27 protein-coding genes are annotated in these 21347 nt (G+C 66.9%); 9 read left to right on the top strand and 18 right to left on the bottom strand.

The features are described from left to right. The first annotated feature begins 25 nt into the window (after positions 1-25). Together M0765_RS16940 and rsgA are read left to right on the top strand one after the other, a co-directional pair. Complete coding sequence (locus M0765_RS16940; protein WP_258504861.1) at positions 26-373, top strand: 4a-hydroxytetrahydrobiopterin dehydratase; 348 nt, start codon at positions 26-28, stop codon at positions 371-373. A gap of 15 nt (positions 374-388) precedes the next feature. Then, complete coding sequence (rsgA, locus tag M0765_RS16935) at positions 389-1345, top strand: ribosome small subunit-dependent GTPase A (RefSeq protein ID WP_258504860.1); 957 nt, start codon at positions 389-391, stop codon at positions 1343-1345. Positions 1346-1364: 19 nt separating this feature from the next. Here rsgA and hisC read toward each other — a convergent pair whose 3' ends face one another. The 7 genes from hisC to rpsP form a co-directional block, all read right to left on the bottom strand. Beyond that, on the bottom strand, positions 1365-2453 hold the full coding sequence (gene hisC, locus M0765_RS16930; RefSeq protein ID WP_258504856.1) for a histidinol-phosphate transaminase: 1089 nt from the start codon (positions 2451-2453) through the stop codon (positions 1365-1367). A gap of 14 nt (positions 2454-2467) precedes the next feature. Further along, positions 2468-3469, bottom strand: a complete 1002-nt coding sequence (locus M0765_RS16925; protein ID WP_258504855.1) for a CobD/CbiB family protein — start codon at positions 3467-3469, stop codon at positions 2468-2470. Positions 3470-3518: 49 nt separating this feature from the next. Then, a complete protein-coding gene (locus M0765_RS16920; RefSeq protein ID WP_258504854.1) occupies positions 3519-4238 on the bottom strand; it encodes a CoA pyrophosphatase in 720 nt (239 codons plus the stop codon). A gap of 158 nt (positions 4239-4396) precedes the next feature. Beyond that, positions 4397-4771 carry a 50S ribosomal protein L19 gene (rplS, locus tag M0765_RS16915; protein WP_126749215.1) on the bottom strand — a complete coding sequence of 125 codons (375 nt, stop codon included), beginning with the start codon at positions 4769-4771 and terminating at the stop codon, positions 4397-4399. Positions 4772-4894: 123 nt separating this feature from the next. Then, complete coding sequence (gene trmD / locus M0765_RS16910; RefSeq protein ID WP_258504852.1) at positions 4895-5641, bottom strand: tRNA (guanosine(37)-N1)-methyltransferase TrmD; 747 nt, start codon at positions 5639-5641, stop codon at positions 4895-4897. 25 nt (positions 5642-5666) lie between these two features. Continuing rightward, positions 5667-6221 carry a ribosome maturation factor RimM gene (rimM, locus tag M0765_RS16905; protein ID WP_258504850.1) on the bottom strand — a complete coding sequence of 185 codons (555 nt, stop codon included), beginning with the start codon at positions 6219-6221 and terminating at the stop codon, positions 5667-5669. A 16-nt stretch (positions 6222-6237) separates the two neighbouring features. Further along, a complete protein-coding gene (gene rpsP / locus M0765_RS16900) occupies positions 6238-6501 on the bottom strand; it encodes a 30S ribosomal protein S16 (RefSeq protein ID WP_028259818.1) in 264 nt (87 codons plus the stop codon). Positions 6502-6684: 183 nt separating this feature from the next. Here rpsP and M0765_RS16895 point away from each other — a divergent pair, with 183 nt between their 5' ends. Continuing rightward, a complete protein-coding gene (locus M0765_RS16895) occupies positions 6685-7209 on the top strand; it encodes a GNAT family N-acetyltransferase (RefSeq protein ID WP_258504848.1) in 525 nt (174 codons plus the stop codon). Next, positions 7206-7652 carry a TM2 domain-containing protein gene (locus M0765_RS16890; protein WP_258504847.1) on the top strand — a complete coding sequence of 149 codons (447 nt, stop codon included), beginning with the start codon at positions 7206-7208 and terminating at the stop codon, positions 7650-7652. Before M0765_RS16895 ends, M0765_RS16890 begins: the two co-directional genes overlap by 4 nt. Before the next feature lie 25 nt (positions 7653-7677). Here the strand turns inward: M0765_RS16890 and M0765_RS16885 are convergent, their stop codons facing one another. The 6 genes from M0765_RS16885 to hda form a co-directional block, all read right to left on the bottom strand. Then, entirely contained in the window at positions 7678-8688 is a 1011-nt protein-coding gene (locus tag M0765_RS16885) for an inorganic phosphate transporter (protein ID WP_258504846.1), read from the bottom strand. Between the two features lie 13 nt (positions 8689-8701). Then, positions 8702-9346, bottom strand: coding sequence for a DUF47 domain-containing protein (locus M0765_RS16880; RefSeq protein WP_012746613.1), 645 nt, complete (start codon positions 9344-9346; stop codon positions 8702-8704). Positions 9347-9470: 124 nt separating this feature from the next. Continuing rightward, positions 9471-10079, bottom strand: a complete 609-nt coding sequence (locus M0765_RS16875) for a trimeric intracellular cation channel family protein (RefSeq protein ID WP_258504844.1) — start codon at positions 10077-10079, stop codon at positions 9471-9473. An 11-nt stretch (positions 10080-10090) separates the two neighbouring features. Then, positions 10091-10750 (bottom strand): 2-amino-4-hydroxy-6-hydroxymethyldihydropteridine diphosphokinase, encoded by a 660-nt coding sequence (gene folK / locus M0765_RS16870; RefSeq protein ID WP_274708794.1) that lies wholly within the window; start codon positions 10748-10750, stop codon positions 10091-10093. Continuing rightward, complete coding sequence (pcnB, locus tag M0765_RS16865; RefSeq protein WP_258504843.1) at positions 10747-12384, bottom strand: polynucleotide adenylyltransferase PcnB; 1638 nt, start codon at positions 12382-12384, stop codon at positions 10747-10749. The genes folK and pcnB overlap by 4 nt, the downstream gene beginning before the upstream one ends. Positions 12385-12403: 19 nt before the next feature. Continuing rightward, the gene (gene hda, locus M0765_RS16860) at positions 12404-13090 is read right to left on the bottom strand and encodes a DnaA regulatory inactivator Hda (protein WP_278189369.1); all 687 of its coding nucleotides are present in this window, start codon (positions 13088-13090) and stop codon (positions 12404-12406) included. Between the two features lie 130 nt (positions 13091-13220). On the opposite strand from hda, the gene purM reads away from it, so the two are divergent. The 5 genes from purM to M0765_RS16835 all read left to right on the top strand — a co-directional run bounded on the left by purM (position 13221) and on the right by M0765_RS16835 (position 17648). Beyond that, positions 13221-14261, top strand: a complete 1041-nt coding sequence (purM, locus tag M0765_RS16855) for a phosphoribosylformylglycinamidine cyclo-ligase (protein ID WP_258504841.1) — start codon at positions 13221-13223, stop codon at positions 14259-14261. A gap of 43 nt (positions 14262-14304) precedes the next feature. Then, on the top strand, positions 14305-15369 hold the full coding sequence (locus M0765_RS16850) for an AI-2E family transporter (RefSeq protein ID WP_258504840.1): 1065 nt from the start codon (positions 14305-14307) through the stop codon (positions 15367-15369). Between the two features lie 109 nt (positions 15370-15478). After that, positions 15479-16063, top strand: a complete 585-nt coding sequence (locus M0765_RS16845) for a cysteine hydrolase family protein (protein ID WP_258504839.1) — start codon at positions 15479-15481, stop codon at positions 16061-16063. After that, complete coding sequence (locus M0765_RS16840) at positions 16060-16683, top strand: DJ-1/PfpI family protein (protein WP_258504837.1); 624 nt, start codon at positions 16060-16062, stop codon at positions 16681-16683. The genes M0765_RS16845 and M0765_RS16840 overlap by 4 nt, the downstream gene beginning before the upstream one ends. After that, the gene (locus M0765_RS16835; protein WP_258504835.1) at positions 16653-17648 is read left to right on the top strand and encodes a GlxA family transcriptional regulator; all 996 of its coding nucleotides are present in this window, start codon (positions 16653-16655) and stop codon (positions 17646-17648) included. The genes M0765_RS16840 and M0765_RS16835 overlap by 31 nt, the downstream gene beginning before the upstream one ends. A gap of 20 nt (positions 17649-17668) precedes the next feature. Here M0765_RS16835 and M0765_RS16830 read toward each other — a convergent pair whose 3' ends face one another. The 5 genes from M0765_RS16830 to M0765_RS16810 all read right to left on the bottom strand — a co-directional run bounded on the left by M0765_RS16830 (position 17669) and on the right by M0765_RS16810 (position 21260). Further along, positions 17669-18967, bottom strand: coding sequence for an RNA polymerase sigma factor (locus tag M0765_RS16830; RefSeq protein WP_258504833.1), 1299 nt, complete (start codon positions 18965-18967; stop codon positions 17669-17671). Between the two features lie 2 nt (positions 18968-18969). Beyond that, positions 18970-19389 (bottom strand): YciI family protein, encoded by a 420-nt coding sequence (locus M0765_RS16825; RefSeq protein WP_258504832.1) that lies wholly within the window; start codon positions 19387-19389, stop codon positions 18970-18972. Positions 19390-19418: 29 nt separating this feature from the next. Beyond that, a complete protein-coding gene (locus M0765_RS16820; protein ID WP_157612860.1) occupies positions 19419-19847 on the bottom strand; it encodes a YciI family protein in 429 nt (142 codons plus the stop codon). Positions 19848-19980: 133 nt separating this feature from the next. Next, positions 19981-20409, bottom strand: a complete 429-nt coding sequence (locus M0765_RS16815; protein ID WP_258504830.1) for a bleomycin resistance protein — start codon at positions 20407-20409, stop codon at positions 19981-19983. Further along, positions 20409-21260 (bottom strand): SirB1 family protein, encoded by an 852-nt coding sequence (locus tag M0765_RS16810; RefSeq protein ID WP_157612858.1) that lies wholly within the window; start codon positions 21258-21260, stop codon positions 20409-20411. The genes M0765_RS16815 and M0765_RS16810 overlap by 1 nt, the downstream gene beginning before the upstream one ends. Positions 21261-21347: the final 87 nt, after the last annotated feature.

Below are 21347 nucleotides of genomic sequence, written 5' to 3'. Positions count from 1 at the left end.
ATATTTCTCCCCGGAAGCCGAGCCCATGAGCAGCATGTTCAAGCCCAAAGACTGGAAAGCCATTCCACGCCACGCACTGAGCGCCACCGAGATCGTTTCCGGCCTGGCCAAGCTCGACGGCTGGAAGCTCACCGGAGACGGCGCCGACGTCGCCATCGAGAAGACCTTTACCTTCGCCAACTACTTCGAGACCATCGCCTTCGTGAACGCGCTGGCCTTCATCGCCCATACCCAAGACCATCACCCGGACCTGTCGGTGCACTACAACCGCTGCGTGGTGCGGTTCAACACGCACGACGTGGGCGGACTCTCGGTCACCGACTTCGACTGCGCACGCCAGGCCGACGCCCTCGTGGCCAGCCCGGCGCCGTGATGAGGAAACCCGCCGTTGGCTAAGCCGCCCCGCACACTCCCCAAGGGAGGCGGCACATCCGCACGCGTTCTGCATGACGGCTTGGTCATTGCAAGCCACGGACGGCATTGCCTGGTCGAAACACCCGCGGGCGACCGCCTGATCTGCCATCCGCGCGGCAAGAAGAGCCAGGCCGTGGTTGGCGACCGGGTGCGCTGGCAAGCGAGCGAAGACGAAGGCACCATCGAAGAGGTGGTGCCGCGCCGCAATCTCTTCTATCGGCAGGACGAGATCCGCACCAAGTCGTTTGCGGCCAATCTCGACCATGTGCTGATCCTGATCGCGGCGGAGCCGGAGTTCTCGGAGCACCAACTGGCGCGCGCACTCATCGCCGCCGAAGCCGAGCACATCACACCCATCATCGCGCTCAACAAGAGCGACCTGGCAGAGCCCTTCGAGCGTGCATGGAGCAAGCTTGCGCCCTACCGCCGCATGCACCACGGCGTGCTGCCGCTGTCGCTCAAGGCGTCCGCCGAGGCCGACTACGCGTCGCTTATGAAACTGCTCGCGGGCAAGAGCACGCTGGTGCTGGGCCCTTCCGGCGCCGGCAAGAGCACGCTCATCAACCTGCTGGTGCCCGGTGCCACGGCACTGACCGGTGAGATCTCGCAGGCGCTGAATTCGGGCAAGCACACCACCACCAGCACCACGTGGTACTGGGTGGACGAAGCGCGCACCACGGGCCTCATCGACTCGCCGGGCTTTCAGGAATTCGGGCTGAACCACATCGAGCCGATGCAGCTCGCGAGCTTGATGCCGGACATTGCCGAGCACGCGAACGACTGCAAGTTCTACAACTGCATCCACCTGCACGAGCCGGGCTGCGGCGTGATCGCGAACGTCGATTCGCCCGCCAAGCCGGGGCCGATCAGCGCCACGCGGTACAGGATCTACGGCGAGCTCTTCGCCGAGCTGAGCCAGCCGCGCTACTGAAGCGTACCGGGGTTGGCGCTCACGACCTGTCCAGGATTTCCTGCAGCCGCTGCACCAGCACGCTGCATTGCTCCCGCGAGCCGATGCTGATGCGCAGGTACTGCGCAATGCGCGGCTGCTTGAAATGCCGCACCAGCACCGCACGCTCGCGCAGCAGCGCCGCCAGTTCGGCCGCATCGCGCTCCGGATGCCGCGCAAACACGAAGTTCGTTTGCGAAGGCAAGACTTCGAAGCCCAGGTCTTCGAGCTGCAGGCTGAGTCCTTCGCGTGTGTCGACGATCTTGTCGCGCGTGGACACGAACCACGCTTCATCTTCTATGGCCGCTACGGCGCCCGCGACTGCAAGCCGATCGAGCGGATAGGAATTGAAGCTGTCCTTGACGCGCACGAGCGCATCGATCAGGTGCGCTTGGCCGCACGCAAAGCCGACGCGCAAGCCAGCCAGCGAGCGCGACTTGGACAGGGTCTGCACCACCAGCAGGTTCGGATACTTGCCGACGAGCGGCAGCGCGCTCTCGCCGCCGAAATCGACATACGCCTCGTCCACCAGCACCACGCGCTCGGGGCACGCTGCGAGCAGTTGCTCGATGCGAGCCAGTGGCAGGCCGATACCGGTGGGCGCGTTGGGGTTGGCGATGACCAGGCCCGCGCAGCCGCGGCGGGCCCTGGCCACCATGGCATCGACATCGATGCGGAGGCCTTCGTCCACGGGCAGCAGTTCGCAATCGATGCCGTACAGCTGCGCATAGACCCGATAGAAGCTGTAGCTCACGTCGGGCATCAACAGCGGCTCGGCTTGTTGAAAGAAGGCGAAGAACGCGTGCGCCAGCACTTCGTCCGAACCGTTGCCCGCAAAAACCTGATCGGCCTGCAGGCCGTGCCGCCGCGCGACTGCTTCGCGCAGCGCGAGGGACGTGGGATCGGGGTAGCGCTCCAGGCCGCTTGCGGCCGCCTGCTGGATCGCATCGACAGCCATCGGAGAAGGCGGATACGGGTTCTCGTTGGTGTTGAGCTTGACGAGGTTTTCCATGCGCGGCTGCTCGCCGGGCACATAGGGTTCGAGCGCGCCGATGCGCGGACTCCAGAAGGCCGGTATTCCAGCGGTCATGACGGCTCCGGGGCTCAGCCGAGCAGGCGAGCCAGGGTGAGCAAGGCCAGCAGCACCATCCACATCACGACCGAGCGCCAGACCAAGCCGACCACGCTGCGCAAATGACCTGGCTCTGGCTCGCGGCCCGGTGTGCTGCCGCTGTCCAGCCGGCGGCCATCGGCCATTGAATCGCCGGCTTGTGCACGCGGCAGGGGGTCGGTGACCGGGATCGGGCTCAACGCGCCGCCACCCAGGCGCACATTGACCGCGCCCGACGTGGCTGCGAGGATCACTCCGTCGTTCTCGCTCCGAAAACGCCGCGCGTCGTTGCGCCAGCAGTCGATCGCTTCTTCAAAGCTGCCGACCACGGCAAAGCCCAGCGCGGTGATCCGCGCGGGCAGCCAGTCGATGGCATGCCAAGCGCGATCGGCAGCGCGCTGCACCGAAACACTCGAAGGCTGCACCGCCGCGCCGTTCTTGTGCATCCAGTAGCGCGACACGAATTCGCTCATGCGATAGAACACCGCGCCGGCCGGGCCGAGCCCCAAGGCCGCGAGTATCGAGAACCACGCCAGCACGCCGAACACATGGCGATGCGCCGCAATCACCGAATGCTCGATCACATGCCGCACGATTTCGCTGCGCGGCAGCTCCGCCGCATCAACGCCTTGCCAGTGCGCCAGCAGCGAGCGCGCGAGCGGCTCGTCGCCTTCGTCGAGCGCATCGCGAATGTCCGTGAAGTGATGACTGAACTGCCGGAACCCGAGCGTGACGTAGAGCACGGCAATGCTCCAGAGCACCGCAAAAGGCAGCCCCAGCGTGTACACCAGCAGCAAGTGAATGCCCAGCGTCAACAGCGTGGGCACCAGCACCGCGAGGCCCCAGGCGACCCATCCGTGATGCGGCTTGCCGGCGTCGAAGTTGCGGCTTGTCCAGCGGGTCCATGCCAGCACGCCGCCATACACCGGGTTGTGGGGGGCGAGCGGCCGCACCTGCTCGATCAGCAACGCACACAGGATGGCAAAGAAGCTCATCCTTCGATGATAGCGAGAGCGCCCGGGGCGATCTCGGTTCAGGCCAGGGTCAGGCGGCGAGAAAGCGATAGAGGTTGCGCAGCATACCGGCGGTGGCGCCCCACACGAAGCGCTCTTCGGCGCCGTCCTGGTAAGGCATCGAGTACCACTCGCGCCGCGTGCCGTCCGGTGCGGGCACAGTGTGGCGGCGGTGATTGGCCGGGTCCATGAGCCAGGCCAGCGGCACTTCGAAGGCCAATGCCACTTCGTAGGGATTGATGGTGAGTTCGAAGTCCGGCTTCACCAGCGCGACCACGGGTGTCACGACGAACGAGGTAACGGTCGTGTAAGTCGGAAGACTTCCGAGCACCTCGATGAAGTGGGCCGACAAGCCCACTTCTTCCCAGGCTTCGCGCAACGCAGCCGCCGCGACGTTCGCGTCTTCCGGATCGACGCGGCCGCCTGGAAATGCGACCTGCCCCGAATGATTCGACAGATGCGCCGTGCGCTCCGTCAGCAGCACGGCCGCGCCTTCCGGGCGCTGCACGATGGGCACCAGCACGGCCGCCTGCGCCGGGGCGCGGTCGGTCAGGCGCGGCTCGCGACGCAGCTCGGGCGTCCACTCCGGCGGCGTGGCAAAGCGCCTGCGCAGGGCATCGGGCGTCAGCTGTGCGGGTTCGACGGCAGGCAGGCCGTCAGGACCGCCGACCACAGGCGCCTTGCGCGGATCGATCGGCAGCAGCGTGGGCGGCACCACGGCATTGACGGGTTCGACGGGGGCAAATTGCATGGGGGCGGTGGAGTCGGTCAAGTGCTGTAGTTTCAGTGAAGGAGTAGAGCTTAAAAAAGCGGCGCTGTCTTTTTACGGAAAGCCCGCAAGAAGCATGCACGGCGCAACAACGCAAAAAGCCGCCAGAGCGGCGGCTTTTTGCAAGGCAGGAAGGCAGCTTACTTGGCAGCCTGCGACTTGCCCGGCAGCTTTTCCTTGATGCGTGCCGAACGGCCGCTGCGGTCGCGCAGGTAGTACAGCTTGGCGCGGCGAACGTCGCCGCGGCGCTTGATTTCGATGCCGGCGATCAGAGGGCTGTAGGTTTGGAACGTACGCTCCACGCCTTCGCCGCTGGAGATCTTGCGCACCGTGAAGCCGCTGTTGAGGCCGCGATTGCGCTTGGCGATCACGACGCCTTCGTAGGCCTGCACGCGCTTGCGGGTGCCTTCGACGACGTTCACGCTGACGATGACCGTGTCACCGGGCATGAAATCGGGGATCTTCTTGCCGAGGCGGGCGATTTCTTCCTGCTCGAGGGTTTCGATGAGGTTCATGATTTCCTGATATTCGATCGTGCTCGCGCTACACAAAAGGCGCCGTTGGTTTCATTGCCGTGCTCACCGTGGGTGAACAATGAAAGCCGGGCGCGGCCGGGCAGAGGATCGGGGAACCGAAGATTATAGCTTTTTTTTCAACGCCGTCTCATCGGCTTTGCTCAGGCGGCCCGCAGCACGCGCGGCGGCAATCAGGTCGGGACGCCGGGCTGCGGTAATGGCCAGCCGCTGGTCGCGCCGCCAGCGTTCGATCTGCACATGGTGCCCCGAGAGCAGCGGTGCCGGCACGCCCTGCCCGTTCCACTGCTCGGGCCGGGTGTAGTGGGGGCAGTCGAGCAGCCCGTCCAGCGCCGGGTTGAAGCTGTCCTGCACGTGGCTGGCTTCGTCTCCCAGCACACCGGGCTGCAGGCGGGCCACAGCGTCGAGCAGCGCCATGGCTGCAATTTCGCCGCCCGAAAGAATGAAATCGCCGAGGCTGATCTGGTGCGTGACGCGCGTGTCGATGAAGCGCTGGTCAATGCCTTCGTAGCGGCCACAGACAAGCACCGCGCCCTCGCTGGCGGACCAGCGCTCGACCGCCTCATGCCGGAGCGCCTCGCCGATGGGAGAAAACAACACCACCGGCGCTTGCGCCCCGCGCGCGGCCAGCGCCGCGTCGAGGCAGGCGGAAAGCGGCTCCGCCATCATCACCATGCCCGGTCCGCCGCCGAAGGGGCGGTCGTCCACACGCTTGTAGTTGCCTTGTGCGAAGTCGCGCGGGTTCCACAGCACGACCTCGACCTGCTTGGACTCGTAGGCGCGGCGCGTCACGCCGCTGGCCATCAAGGGCGCGAACAGTTCGGGGAAGAGCGTGAGGACGTCGAAGCGCATGCGCGCAGGGCCCGGATCGGCGGAATCAGAAATCGGGCTGCCAGTCGACCGTGATCAGCCGGCCAGCCAGGTCGACCTTGTCGACGAAGACCGAGACGAAGGGCACCATGCGCTCGATGGTCTTGCCGTCTTCTTCGGCCGTGAGCACCAGCGTGGTCTGCGGGCCGGTGGCGAGCAGCTCACGCACCGCGCCGAGCGTGACGCCTTCGCGATTGACCACCGAAAGGCCGATCAGGTCGACCCAGTAGTACTCGTCGTCGCCCGCCGTCGGAAAGCTCGAGCGCGGCACGAACACGCGCGCACCGCGCAGCGCCTCGGCCGCATTGCGGTCAGGCACGTCTTCGGACGATGCGACGATGCAGTCGGAATGTTCTTTGGCTTCGCGGATTGCGAGCCGGAAAGCTGCGGTTGCCGAGGTTCCGGGAGCCTGCAGGAACCAGCGCTTGGAAGAAAAAAGCGCCTCGGGCTGGGCGCTGTGGGGCAGGACCTTGAACCAGCCCTTGATGCCCCATGCATCGGCGATGCGTCCTACCTCGATCGCATCCGCCGGCAATTCGGCGGCTTCGAGTGCGGGCAACATCGCCGTGCCAGGTAGCTTAGGCTGCCGCCTTGGGGGCCGCGGCAGCGGCTTGCTTGATCAGGCGCAGGACCGTGGGCGAAGCTTGTGCGCCGACGCTCTTCCAGTAGGCCAGGCGATCCTGGGCAATACGGATGCTTTCTTCGTTTTCCTTGGCGATCGGGTTGTAGAAACCCAGGCGCTCGATGAAACGGCCATCGCGGCGAACGCGCTTGTCCGACACGACGATGTTGAAGAACGGACGGCCTTTGGAGCCGCCGCGGGAGAGTCGAATGACGACCATGATTTATCCTTGGGTGGTGCAGCAAGCCCGTTTTCTAAACAAGAAGCCCGCTCACAGTGTTCTTTCAACGTCGAGACACGCGACATGGCCACCCGGCCAGCGACACGCTGAAAAGCCTGCGATTATAGCCCGACCTGCGTTTTCTCCGAATTCCGGCCTTTGCGCCGTTTGCTTGCGACCTGCATGACCCTCACCATCCGCCCCAGCCGCGACGAAGACATCGCGGCCATCACGGCCATCTATGCCCACCACGTGCTGAACGGCACCGGCACCTTTGAAACCGAAGCCCCCTCTGCCGCCGACATGGCTGCGCGGCGTGCCGATCTGCTCGGCAAGAACCTGCCCTACCTTGTTGCCGAAGAAAATGGAGAAGTGTTGGGTTTTGCCTACTGCAACTGGTTCAAACCGCGCCCGGCCTACCGGTTTTCGGCGGAAGACTCGATCTACATGTCCGAAGCCGCGCGCGGCAAGGGTCTTGGCGGGCAGCTCCTGGCGGCGCTTTCGCAAGCCGCCGAAGCGGCCGGCGTTCGCAAGCTGATCGCAGTCATCGGCGACTCGGCCAATGCGGGCTCCGTAGGCGTGCACCGCCGCAACGGCTTCACGCACGTGGGCGTGCTCAAGGACTGCGGCTGGAAGTTCGGCGAGTGGCGCGACGTGGTCCTGATGGAAAAAGTGCTCGGCGAAGGCAGCACCACCAAACCCGAATGAAAAACAAAACCGTTGCCGCCTGGCTCTCTTTCCTCGGCGGCCCGTTGGGCCTGCACCGCTTCTACCTGCGCGGCATGGGCGACTGGCTCGGCTGGCTGCTGCCCATTCCCACGGCGCTGGGCCTCTACGGCATGGAACGCGTGCGCATGTACGGCGTGGACGACGGTTGGAGCTGGGTGCTGATTCCGCTGCTGGGCTTCACCATTGCGGGCTGCGCGTTGATGGCCATCATCTATGGCCTCATGACGCCCGAGAAGTGGAACGCCCGCTTCAACGCCGGCGCGCCGCCGGATGCCGAGCCGGGCCGCACGAGCTGGGCCACCATCGGCGCGGTGGTGCTTGCGCTCTTCTTCGGCAGCACCGTGCTCATGGCCAGCATCGTGTTCAGCTTTCAGCGCTACTTCGAACACCAGGTCGAAGAAGGCCGGAAAATTTCGCAGTAGCTGGCGCGCGCCAGCTCTGCCGGCCTCAGAAAATCTGCAGGCTGAGCCAGTAAGCGATTGCGGCCACGAAAGCCGACGCCGGAATCGTGAAGATCCAGGCCCAGACGATGTTGCCCGCCACGCCCCAACGCACGGCGCTCGCGCGCTGCGCGGAACCCACGCCGACGATCGCGCCGGTGATGGTGTGCGTGGTCGACACCGGAATGCCCAGCGCGGTGGCCAGGAACAGCGTGAGCGCACCGCCGGTTTCGGCGCAGAAGCCGCCCACGGGCTTGAGCTTGGTGATCTTCTGGCCCATGGTCTTCACGATGCGCCAGCCGCCGAACATGGTGCCCAGGGCAATGGCGGCGTAGCAGCTCACGATGACCCAGTTGGGCGGCGCCGCATCGCCGGCCGTGGCATAGCCGGTGGCAATCAGCAGCATCCAGATGATGCCGATGGTCTTCTGCGCATCGTTGCCGCCGTGGCCCAGGCTGTAGGCCCCGGCCGAAACCAGCTGCAGCCGCCGGAACCATCGGTCGACCCGCGACGGGGTGGCGCGCCGGAAACCCCAGGCCACCACCACCATCATCATCGAGCCCAGCACGAATCCGAGGAACGGCGAAACGAAGATGAAGGCCACGGTCTTCCAGATGCCGGTGGCCACCAGGCCGCTGGCACCCGTCTTCGCGATCACGGCACCCACGATGCCGCCGATCAGCGCGTGCGACGAGCTGCTCGGAATGCCGTAGTACCAGGTCACCAGGTTCCAGCTGATGGCGCCGATGAGCGCGCCGAAGACCACGTGCACATCCACCACCCCAGGCTGGGCAATGCCCTTGCCCACCGTGGCCGCCACGCTCAGGTGAAAGATGAAGATCGCGATCAGGTTGAAGAAGGCCGCGAACAGCACCGCGTGCCCAGGTTTGAGCACGCCGGTCGACACCACGGTGGCGATGGAGTTCGCCGCGTCGTGGAAGCCGTTCATGAAGTCGAAGGCGATCGCGAGCGCGACCAGCAATATCACCACCCAGAGGGCGACCTGAACCGTTGCCATCGATCGCTACCGCTCAGGAGTTCTCGAGGACGATGCCCTCGATCACGTTGGCCACGTCTTCGCATTTGTCGGTGATCGTCTCGAGCAACTCGTAGATTGCCTTGAGCTTGATCACCTCGCGAACGTCGGGCTCCTCGCGGAACAGCTTGCTCATGGCGCTTCGCATCACGCGGTCGGCGTCGGATTCGAGGCGGTCGATTTCCTCGCAGGTCTTCAGCGTGGCCTCGGCCACCGCCGGATCGGCGATCTTGCCGAGAAACTTGACGGCGTCCTTCAGGCGGTCGCAGCACTTCACGCTCAGGGCCGTGAGGCGCACGATCTCGTCGGTCATGTGCCGCACGTCGTACAGCGCCATGGTTTCGGCCGAATCCTGGATCAGGTCGGCCACGTCGTCCATCGTATTGATGAGCTTGTGGATCTGCTCGCGGTCGATGGGCGTGATGAAAGTCTTGTGGATGAGCCGGTTGACGTCGTGCGTCACGCGGTCGGCCGCGCGCTCGGCATTGTCGACGTCGCGGTTGTACTGCTCGCGCAGGTGCACGTCGCTGTAGTTGGCCACGAGTTGCTCGAACGCCCGCGCCGCTTCGACGATGCGCTCGGCGTGCTGGTTGAACATCTCGAAAAAATTCCCCTCGCGGGGCAGCAGCTTGCCGAACATTGGAACTCCTGGGGCGCGTCAATCACAATTTCATGACGCCTTCATGAAAAACCGACGAAGTTTAACGGGCGCGCCGGTCCGACCCCGTCCGAACTGGTTTTCAGGCCGCAGGGCGACCGCGATTTCAGCCCGGCAAACGCAGTACTGGCAGGTGCCACCCGCCGTAGATGCCGCCCAGCCGGAGCACCACGATCAGCAGCAGGCCGGCATGAAACGCCCAGCGGCGCGGCGTGCCGGCGGCCTGCAGGAGCAGATAGGCCGCAATTCCCGCGATGGCGGCCGAGCCGTAGATGCCGCTGCTCAGCAACAGCGGGATGCGGGCCGTGAGTACGTCGCGCAGCAGGCCTCCGGCGGCGCCGCTCATGGTGCCGACCAGTATCACGATGACCGCCGGAAGGCGCCGCTCTTCGGCGATCTGCGCGCCCGTGATGGCGAACAGGCCGAGGCCCAGCGCGTCGGCCACGGCCAGCGCGTGCTCGGGCAGCGGCATCAGGTGCACCCAGGCGATCGTGAGCGCCGCTGCCGCCAGGATCACGTAGACGTAGCGGGTGTCGCGGATCCAGAACACCGGATGGCGGTCGAGCAGCAGGTCGCGCAGCGTGCCGCCGCCCACTGCCGCAACCGAGGCGATCACCACCACGCCCAGCCAGTCGAGGCCCGCATGGCCGGCGCCCAGGGCCCCACTGACCGCGAAGACCGCCACACCGGCGAGATCGAGGACGTAAAGCAGCACGGCCGCCTTCTTCAGACGATGCGCTTGACCACCTGGCCTGTGACGCGTGCCAGCGCAGCGCGCGGCACCTTGTCGGGCGCGATTTCAGCGAGCGGCTTCAGCACGAAGGCGCGCTCGCGCATGCGGGGGTGCGGCAGGGTCAGCGTCGGCGTGTCGATCACTGAATTGCCGTGCATCAGCAGGTCGAGATCGAGCGTGCGCGGCGCATTGGGGAATGGCCTTTCGCGGCCGGCCTGCGTCTCGAGGCGCTGCAACGCAACGAGGAACTGCTCGGCGTCCAGGCCGGTGCGCACGGCCACCACGGCGTTGATGAAATCGGGGCCCTCGGCATCCACCGGCTCACTGCGATAGAGCGATGAACGGGCCGTCACCTGGGTCCGCTGCAACGCGCCGATCGCAGTCATGGCGGCCTTCACGGCCGCCTCGGCATCGCCCAGGTTGGCGCCGATGGCGACGAAGGCCTGCACGGTGGGGTAGTCCTCGCGCGGGCCGCGCGGGCGACTCGTGGGGGCGCGGGCAGGCGCACGGCGCGCAGGAGGGGTGCCGGGCGGGCCCTTCCTGGCGCCGGCCGGCGGGGGCCTGGCACCGCCCGCGCGCGGTGGAGCGGCCTTGGCCTTGTCACTGGTCTTGGAACTCTTCTTGCCGTCCTTCGGCAGGTCGGACGTGCTCATGCGCCTTCGGCGCTCCCGCCGCCCTCGCCGCCACTACTGCCGCCACCGCCGGTGCGCGGCTTGCGGCGTCGGCGGCGCTTGCGCGGCGCGGCCGCTTCGCCATCGGGCGGCACGGCGCCGGCCTCGACTTCCGCTTCTTCCTCGTCGTCGCCCTGCCGCGGCTCGGCGTCGGCCTGGCGCTGGCGGGCAGCCGGTTCACCGCGGGGCTTGGGCGCCACGGGGTCGCGCGTGCGCACGCGCTGGCGAGTCTTTTGTTCGTCGCGCACCTGCTCCAGCAAGTCTTGCCGGCGCACGTCGTCGGCGGTGCTGAACTCTTGCCACCACTCGGCAATGGCTTCGCTGACTTCGCCAACATCCGCGCGCAGCCGCATGAAGTCGAAGGCGGCACGGAACCGCGCCTGCTCGACCAGGCTGTAGGGGGTGGAGCCGGTGCGCTTGTCGAAGCGCGGCTGCATCATCCAGATCTCGCGCATGTCGCCGGCGAGCTTGCCGCGGCCCGACACATCTCCGATGCGGGCGTTGAACACGTCGTCGATGGCGTCTTGCAGCGCCGGGAAAGGCGGCTGCGGGCGCTGGCCGTGCCGGCCTTCGATGCGCTGGGCCCAGCCGTCGCGCACATCGGCCCACAGCACGCAAGCCAGCAGGAAGCTGGGCGCCACGGGCTTGCCTTCGCCCACGCGGCGGTCGGTGTCCTGCAGGGCGGCCTTCACGAAAGGTGAATCGGCACGCTCCACCACCACATCGAGTAGCGGATAGATCCCCGTCACAAGGCCCAGCTTGCGCAGTTGCTCGACCGTGGCAATGGCATGGCCGGTTTGCAGCAGCTTGAGCATTTCGTCGAACAGGCGGCTTTGCGGCACGTCGGCCAGCAGCTTGCTCGACTCGACCAGCGGGGCCGCCGTCTTGGCTTCCATCTTGAAACCCAGGGCCGCGAGCTTGGCCGAGAAGCGAATGGCGCGAATGATGCGCACCGGGTCTTCGCGGTAGCGCGTGGCGGGGTCGCCGATCATGCGCAGCGTGAGTTTCTGCGCGTCCTTGATGCCGTTGTGATAGTCGACCACGATCTGGTTGGCCGGGTCGTAGTACATGGCGTTCACGGTGAAGTCGCGGCGCGCCGCGTCTTCTTCCTGCGGGCCCCACACGTTGTCGCGCAGCACGCGGCCGCTGGCGTCCACCGCGTGCTTCATGCTCGCAAGTTCGCCCTTGCTGGTGCGCTCGTTGCCGGCCACCTGCTCGGCGGCGGCGTTGTCCATGTAGGCGCGGAAGGTCGAGACCTCGATCACCTCGTGCTCGCGGCCCCGGCCGTACACGACGTGCACGATGCGAAAGCGCCGGCCGATGATGAAGGCGCGCCTGAAAAGCGACTTGACCTGCTCCGGCGTGGCGTTGGTGGCCACGTCGAAATCCTTCGGACGCAGGCCCAGCAGCAGGTCGCGCACCGCACCGCCCACCACATAAGCCTCATAGCCCGCCTGCTGGAGCGTGGTGACCACGTTTTTCGCGCGTTCGTCGACCAGGGCCGGATCGATCTTGTGAACCTCCGCAGGCACCTCCTGGCGCTTGCCGAAGCGGCTCTTGCCCTGCGCGCCGCCGGCCGATTTGCCGAGCAGCTTGTCGATGAATTTCTTGATCATTGTTGGTTGAAGCTCTTCTCTATTCGTTTTCGAGCATGGATCGGATCAGCGGGATCGTGATCGCGCGCTGTGTCTGCAAGGCATAGCCGTCGAGCTGCGTGAGCAGCTCCATCAGGCTGCCCAGGTCGCGGCTGAAGCGGTGCAGCATGTAGTCGAGCACGTCGTCCGACAGCATGACGCCCCGCGCATCGGCCGCCTGGCGCAGCACCGCGCGGCGTTCGCTTTCGCTCAGCACCTGCAGGTGGAACACGTGGCCCCAGCCCAGCCGGGTGCGAAGGTCTTCGCGCAGCGACAGGTCGGCCGGCGGCAAAGCGCCGGCGGCCACCACCCCGCGCTGCAGGGTTTGCGCGTTGACGAACCAGTTGAAGGCCGCGTGCTGCTGCACGGCGGTGTAGAGGTGCACGTCGTCGAGCAGCACCGCGCCCCAGCGCTCGTCGAACTCGGGCGGCTCCAGCAGGCCGGCGTGCAGCCAGCCCACGCTCGCGCCCTGCTCGCGCAGTGCGACACGCACCGATTCGAGCAGATGGGTCTTGCCACTGCCGCCTTCGCCCCACAGATAGGTGGGCACAGGAGAGTGCGGCACCGAATTGCCGGCGCCGCCCACCCACAGTTGCAGGTGCCGCAGCGCCGCCTCGTTCGGGCCGGCAAAAAAAGCGTCGAAGCTGGGGCCCGTCGCAATGCCGATATCGAGCGCGAGCTGTTTCATCCCGGGAAGGTTCATGGAAGGGGCCGCTGGGGCCCTTAAAATCGTGAGGAATTCTATCGGCCCGGCCGCTTCGGTTGCCGGCGCCTCCACCTCTTCGCCTCCTTCCCGTCCTTCTCGACACCGTCCGACCATGACTTCCCCTACGCCCACCCCGCTCAGCTACAAGGATGCCGGTGTCGATATCGATGCCGGCGACGCCCTGGTCGACCGCATCAAGCCTCTGGCCAAGAAGACCCTGCGCGAAGGCGTGCTGGCCGGCATCGGCGGCTTTGGCGCGCTGTTCGAGGTGCCCAAGCGCTACAAGGAGCCGGTGCTGGTGAGCGGCACCGACGGCGTGGGCACCAAGCTCAAGCTGGCCTTCGAGTGGAACATGCACGACACCGTGGGCATCGACTTGGTGGCCATGAGCGTCAACGACGTGCTGGTGCAAGGCGCCGAGCCCCTCTTCTTCCTCGACTATTTCGCCTGCGGCAAGCTCGACGTGGACACGGCCGCGGCCGTGATCGGCGGCATCGCCCGCGGCTGCGAAATCTCCGGCTGCGCGCTGATCGGCGGCGAAACCGCCGAAATGCCCGGCATGTACCCGGCCGGCGAGTACGACCTGGCGGGCTTTGCGGTCGGCGCGGTCGAAAAATCCAAAATCCTCACGGGCCAGAACGTCAAGCCCGGCGACGTGGTGCTGGGCCTGGCCTCGGCCGGCGTGCATTCCAACGGTTTCAGCCTGGTGCGCAAGGTGATCGAACGCGCGGGTGCCGATTTGCCCGCCACGCTCGACGGCAAGCCCTTCCGCCAAGCCGTGATGGAGCCCACCCACCTTTATGTGAAGCCGGTGCTCGAGGCGCTGGCCAAGCACCCGATCAAGGCGCTGGCCCACATCACCGGCGGCGGCCTGCTCGAGAACATTCCGCGCGTGCTGCCCGAAGGCACGGCGGCCCACCTCAAGAAGGGCAGCTGGCCGCAGACCGAGCTCTTCGCCTGGCTGCAGAAGGTGGCCGGCATCGATGACATCGAGATGAACCGCACCTTCAACAACGGCATTGGCATGGTGGTGGTGATCGACGCGGCCGAAGCCGCCGCCTGCGCCGCCACGCTGCGCACGGCCGGCGAAGCGGTGTACGAGATCGGCACCATCGCCGAGCGGGGCACCGGCGCCGCCGTGGTGGTCGGTTGATCCTCTTTCCGAGGCTCGCAACCAGCGCAGCACCCGGTCCCTGATGACCAAACCGCTCGTCGTCAATATCGACACCAAGCCACAGCCCGCCTCGCGCAACGTGGTGCTGGCCAGCTACCTGCTGATGCCGGCCGCCCTGCTGCTGGTGATGTGGCAGCACCTGCTGCCCGGGCTGCTGTGCGTATGCATCGGCTTTCTGGCCACCCGCCGGTTTGCACGCCTTATCGGCGGCGGCCTCGGCCGGGCGAGGCTGCCGCAAGCCCGTGCCGATGTGCTGGCGCGGGTACTGGCGGTCACGCTGGTGCTGCTGGCGCCCATCGCGCTGATATCGGTGGGGCTGTCGCAAGCGCGCGAGTACATCGTCGACGCACCCGACCAGTACCGCGAACTGCTCGACTACACGGCCCGCACGGTGCTGGAACTGCGGCTCAAGCTGCCACCCGAAATTGCGGTCTACCTGCCGGAAGGAGCGGCCGAGGTGCAGCGCGTGGTCGCCAACTACCTCCGGGCGCAGGCCGGCTCGCTGGCGCTGGCGGGGCGCGCCTGGCTGGGCGGCCTGCTGTTTGCCTATGTGGGCCTCATCGTGGGCGGGCTGGCCGCCATTGCGCCGCCGCCGCTGCAGCGCCGGCCCCTGGCCGCGCAGCTCTACCGCCGCATCACGATCTTCGGCGAGGCGTTCGGGCAGATCGTTGCGGCGCAGTTCTGGATTGCGGCATTCAACACCCTGCTGACCGCCATCTTCCTGCTGTTCCTGCTGCCGCTCTGGGGGCCGCACCTGCCCTACACGCCGGCACTCATCACGCTGACCTTCGTGGCCGGCTTGGTGCCGATCGTGGGCAACCTGGTCTGCAATGCGGTGATCACGCTGGTGGCGCTGTCCGTCTCGCCGATCACGGCGCTGGCCTGCCTCGTATTCCTCATCATCATCCACAAGGCGGAATACGTGATCAACGCCAAGGTGGTCGGCAGCCGCACCCAAATGCGGGTGTGGGAACTGCTGGCGGTGATGTTCGTGGCCGAGGCGGTGTTCGGCCCGGCCGGGCTGGTGGCGGCGCCGCTTTTCTACGCTTACCTCAAGAAAGAGCTGCAGGCCGCCGGCCTGGTCTAGCTCCGATGTCCTGATTTGATCGGTTCTGGTCCGCTTTGGCGCGGACCACGGGCTGGCGGCGCAGAAGAATAGGCGGCATCATTCACTCCGCCCTTCGAGCCCCATACCCATGAAATCGTGTCTGATAGTGATCGACGCGCAGGAATCCTTCCGCCAGCGTGCCTACTGGTCCGAAGAAGTTGCGCGGCCTTATTTCGCCGCCCAGAACGCGCTGATCGAAGGCTGCGCGGCCGCCGGCATTCCGATCGTGCGGGTCTTCCATGTCGATGAGCCTGCCGTCGCAAGCCACCCCTTCGCCATCGAGTCGGGCCTGGTGCGGCCGATCGAAGGCCTGGCGGCATTCGAAGCCGCAGCCACATTCACCAAGCACCGCCACAGCGCGCTGGTCAACAGCGGGCTCGACATCTGGCTCACGCAGCAAGGCATCGGCCGGCTGATCGTGAGCGGCATCCGCACCGAGCAATGCTGCGAAACCACCACGCGCCATGCGTCCGACCTGGGCTGGGAAGTCGACTATGTGACCGAGGCCACGCTCACTTTCGACATGGTGCAGCCCGACGGCCGCCCGCTTGCCGCGGCTGACATCAAGGCCCGTACGGCGGCTGTGCTGGACGGCCGGTTTGCCACCGTCTGCACTGTGGATCAGGCGCTCGAACGCGCCGGCGCCCTCCCCGCCGAGACAGCGGCCGCATGACGCTGCGCGTGCTGATCCTTGCCTTCGACGGTGTCGAGGCGCTCGACTTTGCGGGCCCGTTCGAGGTGTTCACCACGGCGAGCCGCGTCAGCCAGCGCCTGAATCCCGGCACGGAGGCGCCGTTCGAGGTCGCCTCCGTGGCGCTCGCAAGCGCGGGCCAGCCCGTGCAAGCCCGAGCCGGGCTGCGCCTGCTGGCGGACCACAACCTGGCCGACAATCCCACGGCGGACCTCCTGATCGTGCCCGGGGGCGTTGTCGATGCGCCTATGGCAAGCCCCGCCACCCTGCGCTGGATTGCAAAATGCGCGGCCGGCGCGCAGCTTGCCGCCTCGGTATGCACCGGCGCGTTCCTGCTCGCAAAAAGCGGCGTGCTCACACAAGAGGCCGTCACCACCCACTGGGAAGACATTGCGGATCTGCGCAAACAGTTTCCGCTGCTGGATGTGCGCGAGGGCGAACGCTGGATCGACAGCGGCCGCGTCGTCAGCTCCGCGGGCATCAGCGCAGGCATCGACATGAGCCTGTACCTGGTCGAGCGGCTGGCCGGCCGCGCGCTGGCCGAACGCACGGCGCGCCAGATGGACTACGCATGGAACTCCGGCAACCACCCATCCGCGTAGTGTTCGTGCTGCTGCCGGGCAGCCTGGTGCTCGATTGGGCCGGGCCTGCCGAGGCGTTGCGCATCGCCAACCAGCGGCTGCGCGCCGCCGGCCAGCCGGAGCGCTTCGAGATCGAATTCGCCAGCCCGCGGCCTACCTCCGTCGGCTCGGTGGGCGTGGCGCTTGCCAACCTTGCGCCGTTGCCGACGCAATGGCATGGGCCAGCGTGGGTGGTGCTGGTCGGGCTGCCCGGCGACTTCATCGCGATCGACAACGCCGAGACGCAGGACCTGCTGCACTGGCTGCGCGGCCAGCGCTTCGAACGCGGCCGGCTCGAGCTGGTCACCGTGTGCGCGGGCGCCCTGCTGGCGGCCCATGCGGGCGCGCTCTCCGGCCGGCGCGCAACCACGCACCACCATCACCTGGACGAGCTGCGCTCGGTAGAGCCGCGCTGCGACGTGGTCGCCAACCGCGTGTTCGTGATCGACCCGCCCGTCTACAGCAGCGCGGGCGTCACGACCGGCATTGACCTGGTGCTGCACCGCATCGCGGATGTGTGCGGCGAAGCGCTCGCGGCCCAGGTGGCGCAGACCATGGTGGTGGCGCAGCGGCGCGGCCCGCACGACCCGGAGCTTTCGCCTTTTCTGGCTTACCGGAACCATCTGCATGCCGCCCTGCACCGCGTGCAGGACGCCGTCAGCGAACAGCCCCAGGCCGACTGGAACGTGCCTCGCATGGCGGAAGTGGCCCACACCTCGGCGCGGCACCTCACGCGGCTGTTCGTGGAGCACGCAGGCGTGGCGCCCCTGGCCTATCTGCGCCGGCTGCGGCTGGCGGCGGCGCAGCTCGCGCTGGCCTCGGGCGCGAGCGTGACGCGGGCGGCGGAAATCTCGGGCTTCGGCTCGGACACGCAACTACGGCGCGCGTGGCATCAGTTCGGATTGCCGGGCTCGCCTTCGGCCGCCACGCCTGCGCCGACCGTCTAACGGCGCGGCGCGGTGCGCAATCAGGCAGGCGGAAGAAGGCAGGCGCGTGCCCGCGCCAGCAGCAGCGTCCGCTCGCGCGTGTTGCGCGTGAGCGAGGCGGCGCGATCGAATTCGTTGCGCGCCTCGTCGTGGCGGCCCAGCTTGAAGAGCAGGTCTCCGCGCACCGCCGGCAGCAAGTGATAGCCCTGCAATGCGGGCTCGCCGAGCAGCGCGTCCACCACCTCCAGCCCCGTTGCGGGCCCGAACGCCATGGACAGCGCCACCGCGCGGTTCAACTCGACGACAGGCGACGGAGAAAGCTCGGCCAGCGCGTCGTACAGCGCCGCAATGCGGGGCCAATCGGTTTCCGCAGCCGTTCGCGCCCGGCCATGGCAAGCGGCGATGGCGGCTTGCAAGGCATAGGGCCCCAAGGCTCCGCCAAGAGCCTCCGCGCGCGCAAGTGCCGCCAGGCCGCGGCGAATCAGCATGTGGTCCCAGCGCGCGCGGTTCTGCTCCAGCAGCAGCACCGGCTCGCCCGACGGGCCGACACGGGCCGCCGTGCGGGACGCCTGAATCTCCATCAACGCCACCAGGCCGTGCACTTCCGACGCATCGGGCACGAGCTCGGCCACGATCCGGCCGAGCCGCATGGCTTCGTCGCACAGCGCGGGCCGCATCCAGTCGTCACCCGCCGTGGCCGAATAGCCTTCGTTGAAGATCAGGTAGAGCACTTCGAGCACCGAGGCGAGCCGCGCCTCGAGCTCGTGCCGGCGCGGCACCTCGAAAGGCACGCGCGCTTCGAGAAGGCTGCGCTTGGCGCGCACGATGCGCTGAGCCACCGTGGCCTCGGGCACGAGGAAGGCGCGGGCAATCTCGTCCGTCGTGAGGCCGCCCATCAGCCGCAGCGTGAGCGCCACGCGCGCCTCGGTCGAAAGCACCGGATGGCAGGCGGTGAACACCAGCCGCAGCAGGTCGTCGCCGATGTCGTCGTCGAGCGCGGCATCGACCGCTTCGGCGAAATCGGCCTGCGCCATTTCGTGCTGTGCGTCGAGTTCGCGGCCGATCTCGCCGGCCTTGTGCTCGGTCATTTGCCGATGGCGCAGCCGGTCGAGTGCGCGGCGCTTGGCCACGGCAGTGAGCCAGGCGGCGGGGTTGTCGGGCACGCCGGTTTCGCTCCATTGCTCCAGGGCCGAGACCAGCGCGTCCTGGGCCAGCTCTTCGGCCAGGCCCACGTCGCGCACCATGCGCGCAACGGTGGCAATGATCTTCGCGGACTCGATGCGCCACACCGCCTCGATGGTGCGGTGAATGGCGGCCTCGTCCCGGGCCGCAGCGCTCATCCCTATGCCTTCTTGACCGCCTGCATCGACGCCATCTCGGCCGTCAGGGCCTGCACGTCTGGCGGGTAATCGGCAATCTCCTGGATCTGGCGGACCTCGATCACTTCGTTTTCGCTGCCGGGGCAGCGGGTGGCCCATTCGATCGCGTCGGCGCGCGAGGGCACGTCGATGATCCAGTAGCCGCCGAGCACTTCCTTGGCTTCGGCGAAGGGGCCGTCCACCACCTTGGGCTTGCGGCCCGGAAAGCTCACGCGCGCGCCCATCGAGGGCGGATGCAGGCCGTCGCAGCTGATCAGGATGCCGGCCTTCTGCATCGACTCGTTGTAGGCCATCATGGCCCCGACGGCTTCGACGTCGTCCGGAATGGTGCCGGGTGCGGCTGTTTCGTAGCCGTGGGGAATCATCAGCAGCATGAATCGCATGGCAGGTCTCCTTGATGCGGTTTTTTGATTCAGTTGCCGGCCTTGGTACGGGCCTCGGTCTCGGCGCGCAGGCGGTCTTCCTGCGCCAGCAGCTCGGGCGTCATGGAGTCGCCGAAATCGGAGGCCTCGAACACCTGGCGGATCTCGATCTCGCCCTCTTGGAACGGGCTGCGCTTGATCCATTCGATGGCTTCTTCCTTCGACTTGACCTGCAGCAGCCAGAAACCCGCGAGCAGTTCCTTCGTCTCGGCGAAGGGGCCATCGATCACCGTGCGCTTGGAGCCTTCGCAGCGCACGCGCGCACCCTTTGAAGACGGATGCAGCCCTTCGCCCGCCAGCAGCACGCCGGCCTTGACCAGTTCCTCGTTGAACTTGCCCATGGCCGTGAGCACTTCGGTGCTGGGCATCACGCCCGCTTCGGAATCCTTGTTGGCCTTGACCAGAACCATGAATCGCATGTCGTTTCTCCTGAAGGTTGATGAATGAAGCCGGAGGCGTTGAAAACTGCGCGCTCCTGTTCACACGTCGGACGAGGGGAAGCCGGATCGACACGTTCGCGCCGGTCCATTTGTAATTTTATGTATCAGAAATTCAGGGTAAATAGCCGCAGAAGCGCAAGATATGTCCGTCGGGCTCGCGGATCGCGAATTCGCGCAGGCCCCAGGGCTGCGACGTGGGCGGCTCAACCACGGTAACGCCGCGCTTCACGTAGGCGGCGTGCAGGCCGTCGATGTCCTTGCCCACGTGGATCACGATTTCGCCGCGCCAGGGTACGGCGCCGCGCGTGTTGCATTGCCACAGGCGCAGGTAGACCGGATCGCCATAGGTGCGGTCGCCCTTCTTCACCCGCGCATAGCTGGGCGGCTCGCCGGCGATGAAATCGAGCTCGAAGCCCAGGATGTCCCGGAACCAGCGCGCGGCGCGCGTGACGTCGGACACCGGTAGCACCGGCTGCACGCCGTGAAATTCGTGAAGCGTGCCGAGATCGGAGGCGTCGGCAACGCCGCTCCTGGCGCTCATCAGTTGGCCGCTCGGCGCAAGGCGGCCACCCGCTCCGCAATGACGTCGACGTCCAGCGCGTCTTCCGCGTGCTCCAGGTAGGTTTCCAGGTCGCGCACGGCGGCCGCAGTGTTGCCCTGCTCGGCATGCGCAATGCCGCGGTCGCGGTATTCGCCCCAGGCGGTGGGCAGCAGCGCAATGAGGCGGTCTTGCACGGCGATGGCGCGCTGCCAGTCTTCCTGGGCGCGGTGCACTTCCTTCAGGTTGCGCAGCATGCGGCCGATGATTTCGCGCGAGCTGGCGGGCTGGAGGTAAAGGCCCAGCGGCACGTCGAAATCGCCAACCAGCCCGTTGCTGCGCTTGTAGGGCTCGAGCCGCTCGCCGAGTTCTTCGCGCGAGAGCGACTTGCCGGTGAAGGGATCGATGACCACCTGCCCCTTCGGCAGCGTGACCTTGAGCATGAAATGCCCCGGAAAACCGATGCCGCGCGCCTGCAGGCCCAGGCCCTGCGCCAGCTCCATCCACAGCACCGCCAGCGAAATGGGAATGCCGCGGCGCGTGCGCAGGACGGCGTTCAGGTAGCTGTTGTCCGGGTCGTAGTAGTCGTTGACGTTGCCGCCGAAGTTCAGGTCGTTGAAGAAGAACTGGTTGAGCGCACGCAGCCGGGCGAGCGGCGCGGCGTCTGCGGGCAGCCGGCGCTTGAGCCGGGCCAGCAGCTGGTCGACGTCGCCGAGCACCTGCTGCACGTCGAGGTCGGGGTATTCGTCCTGCGCAAGGCTGGCGGCAGCCTCGAGCAGCGGAAAGTGGTCGTCGCTCTGCACCAGCGATTCGAAATACGCCAATGCCGTGGGAACCTGAAAGCTGAACGTCATGTGTCTTTGTAGAGGAGCATTCGGGGAGCGTCAAGGCGGTGTTTTCAGCTTGCGCAATGCGAAAACGCCGCGGCTGCAGAAGCCGGC

It is taken from the genome of Variovorax sp. S12S4 (assembly GCF_023195515.1).
Lineage (GTDB): Bacteria > Pseudomonadota > Gammaproteobacteria > Burkholderiales > Burkholderiaceae_C > Variovorax.
This window is presented reverse-complemented; position numbering and strand designations above follow the sequence as displayed.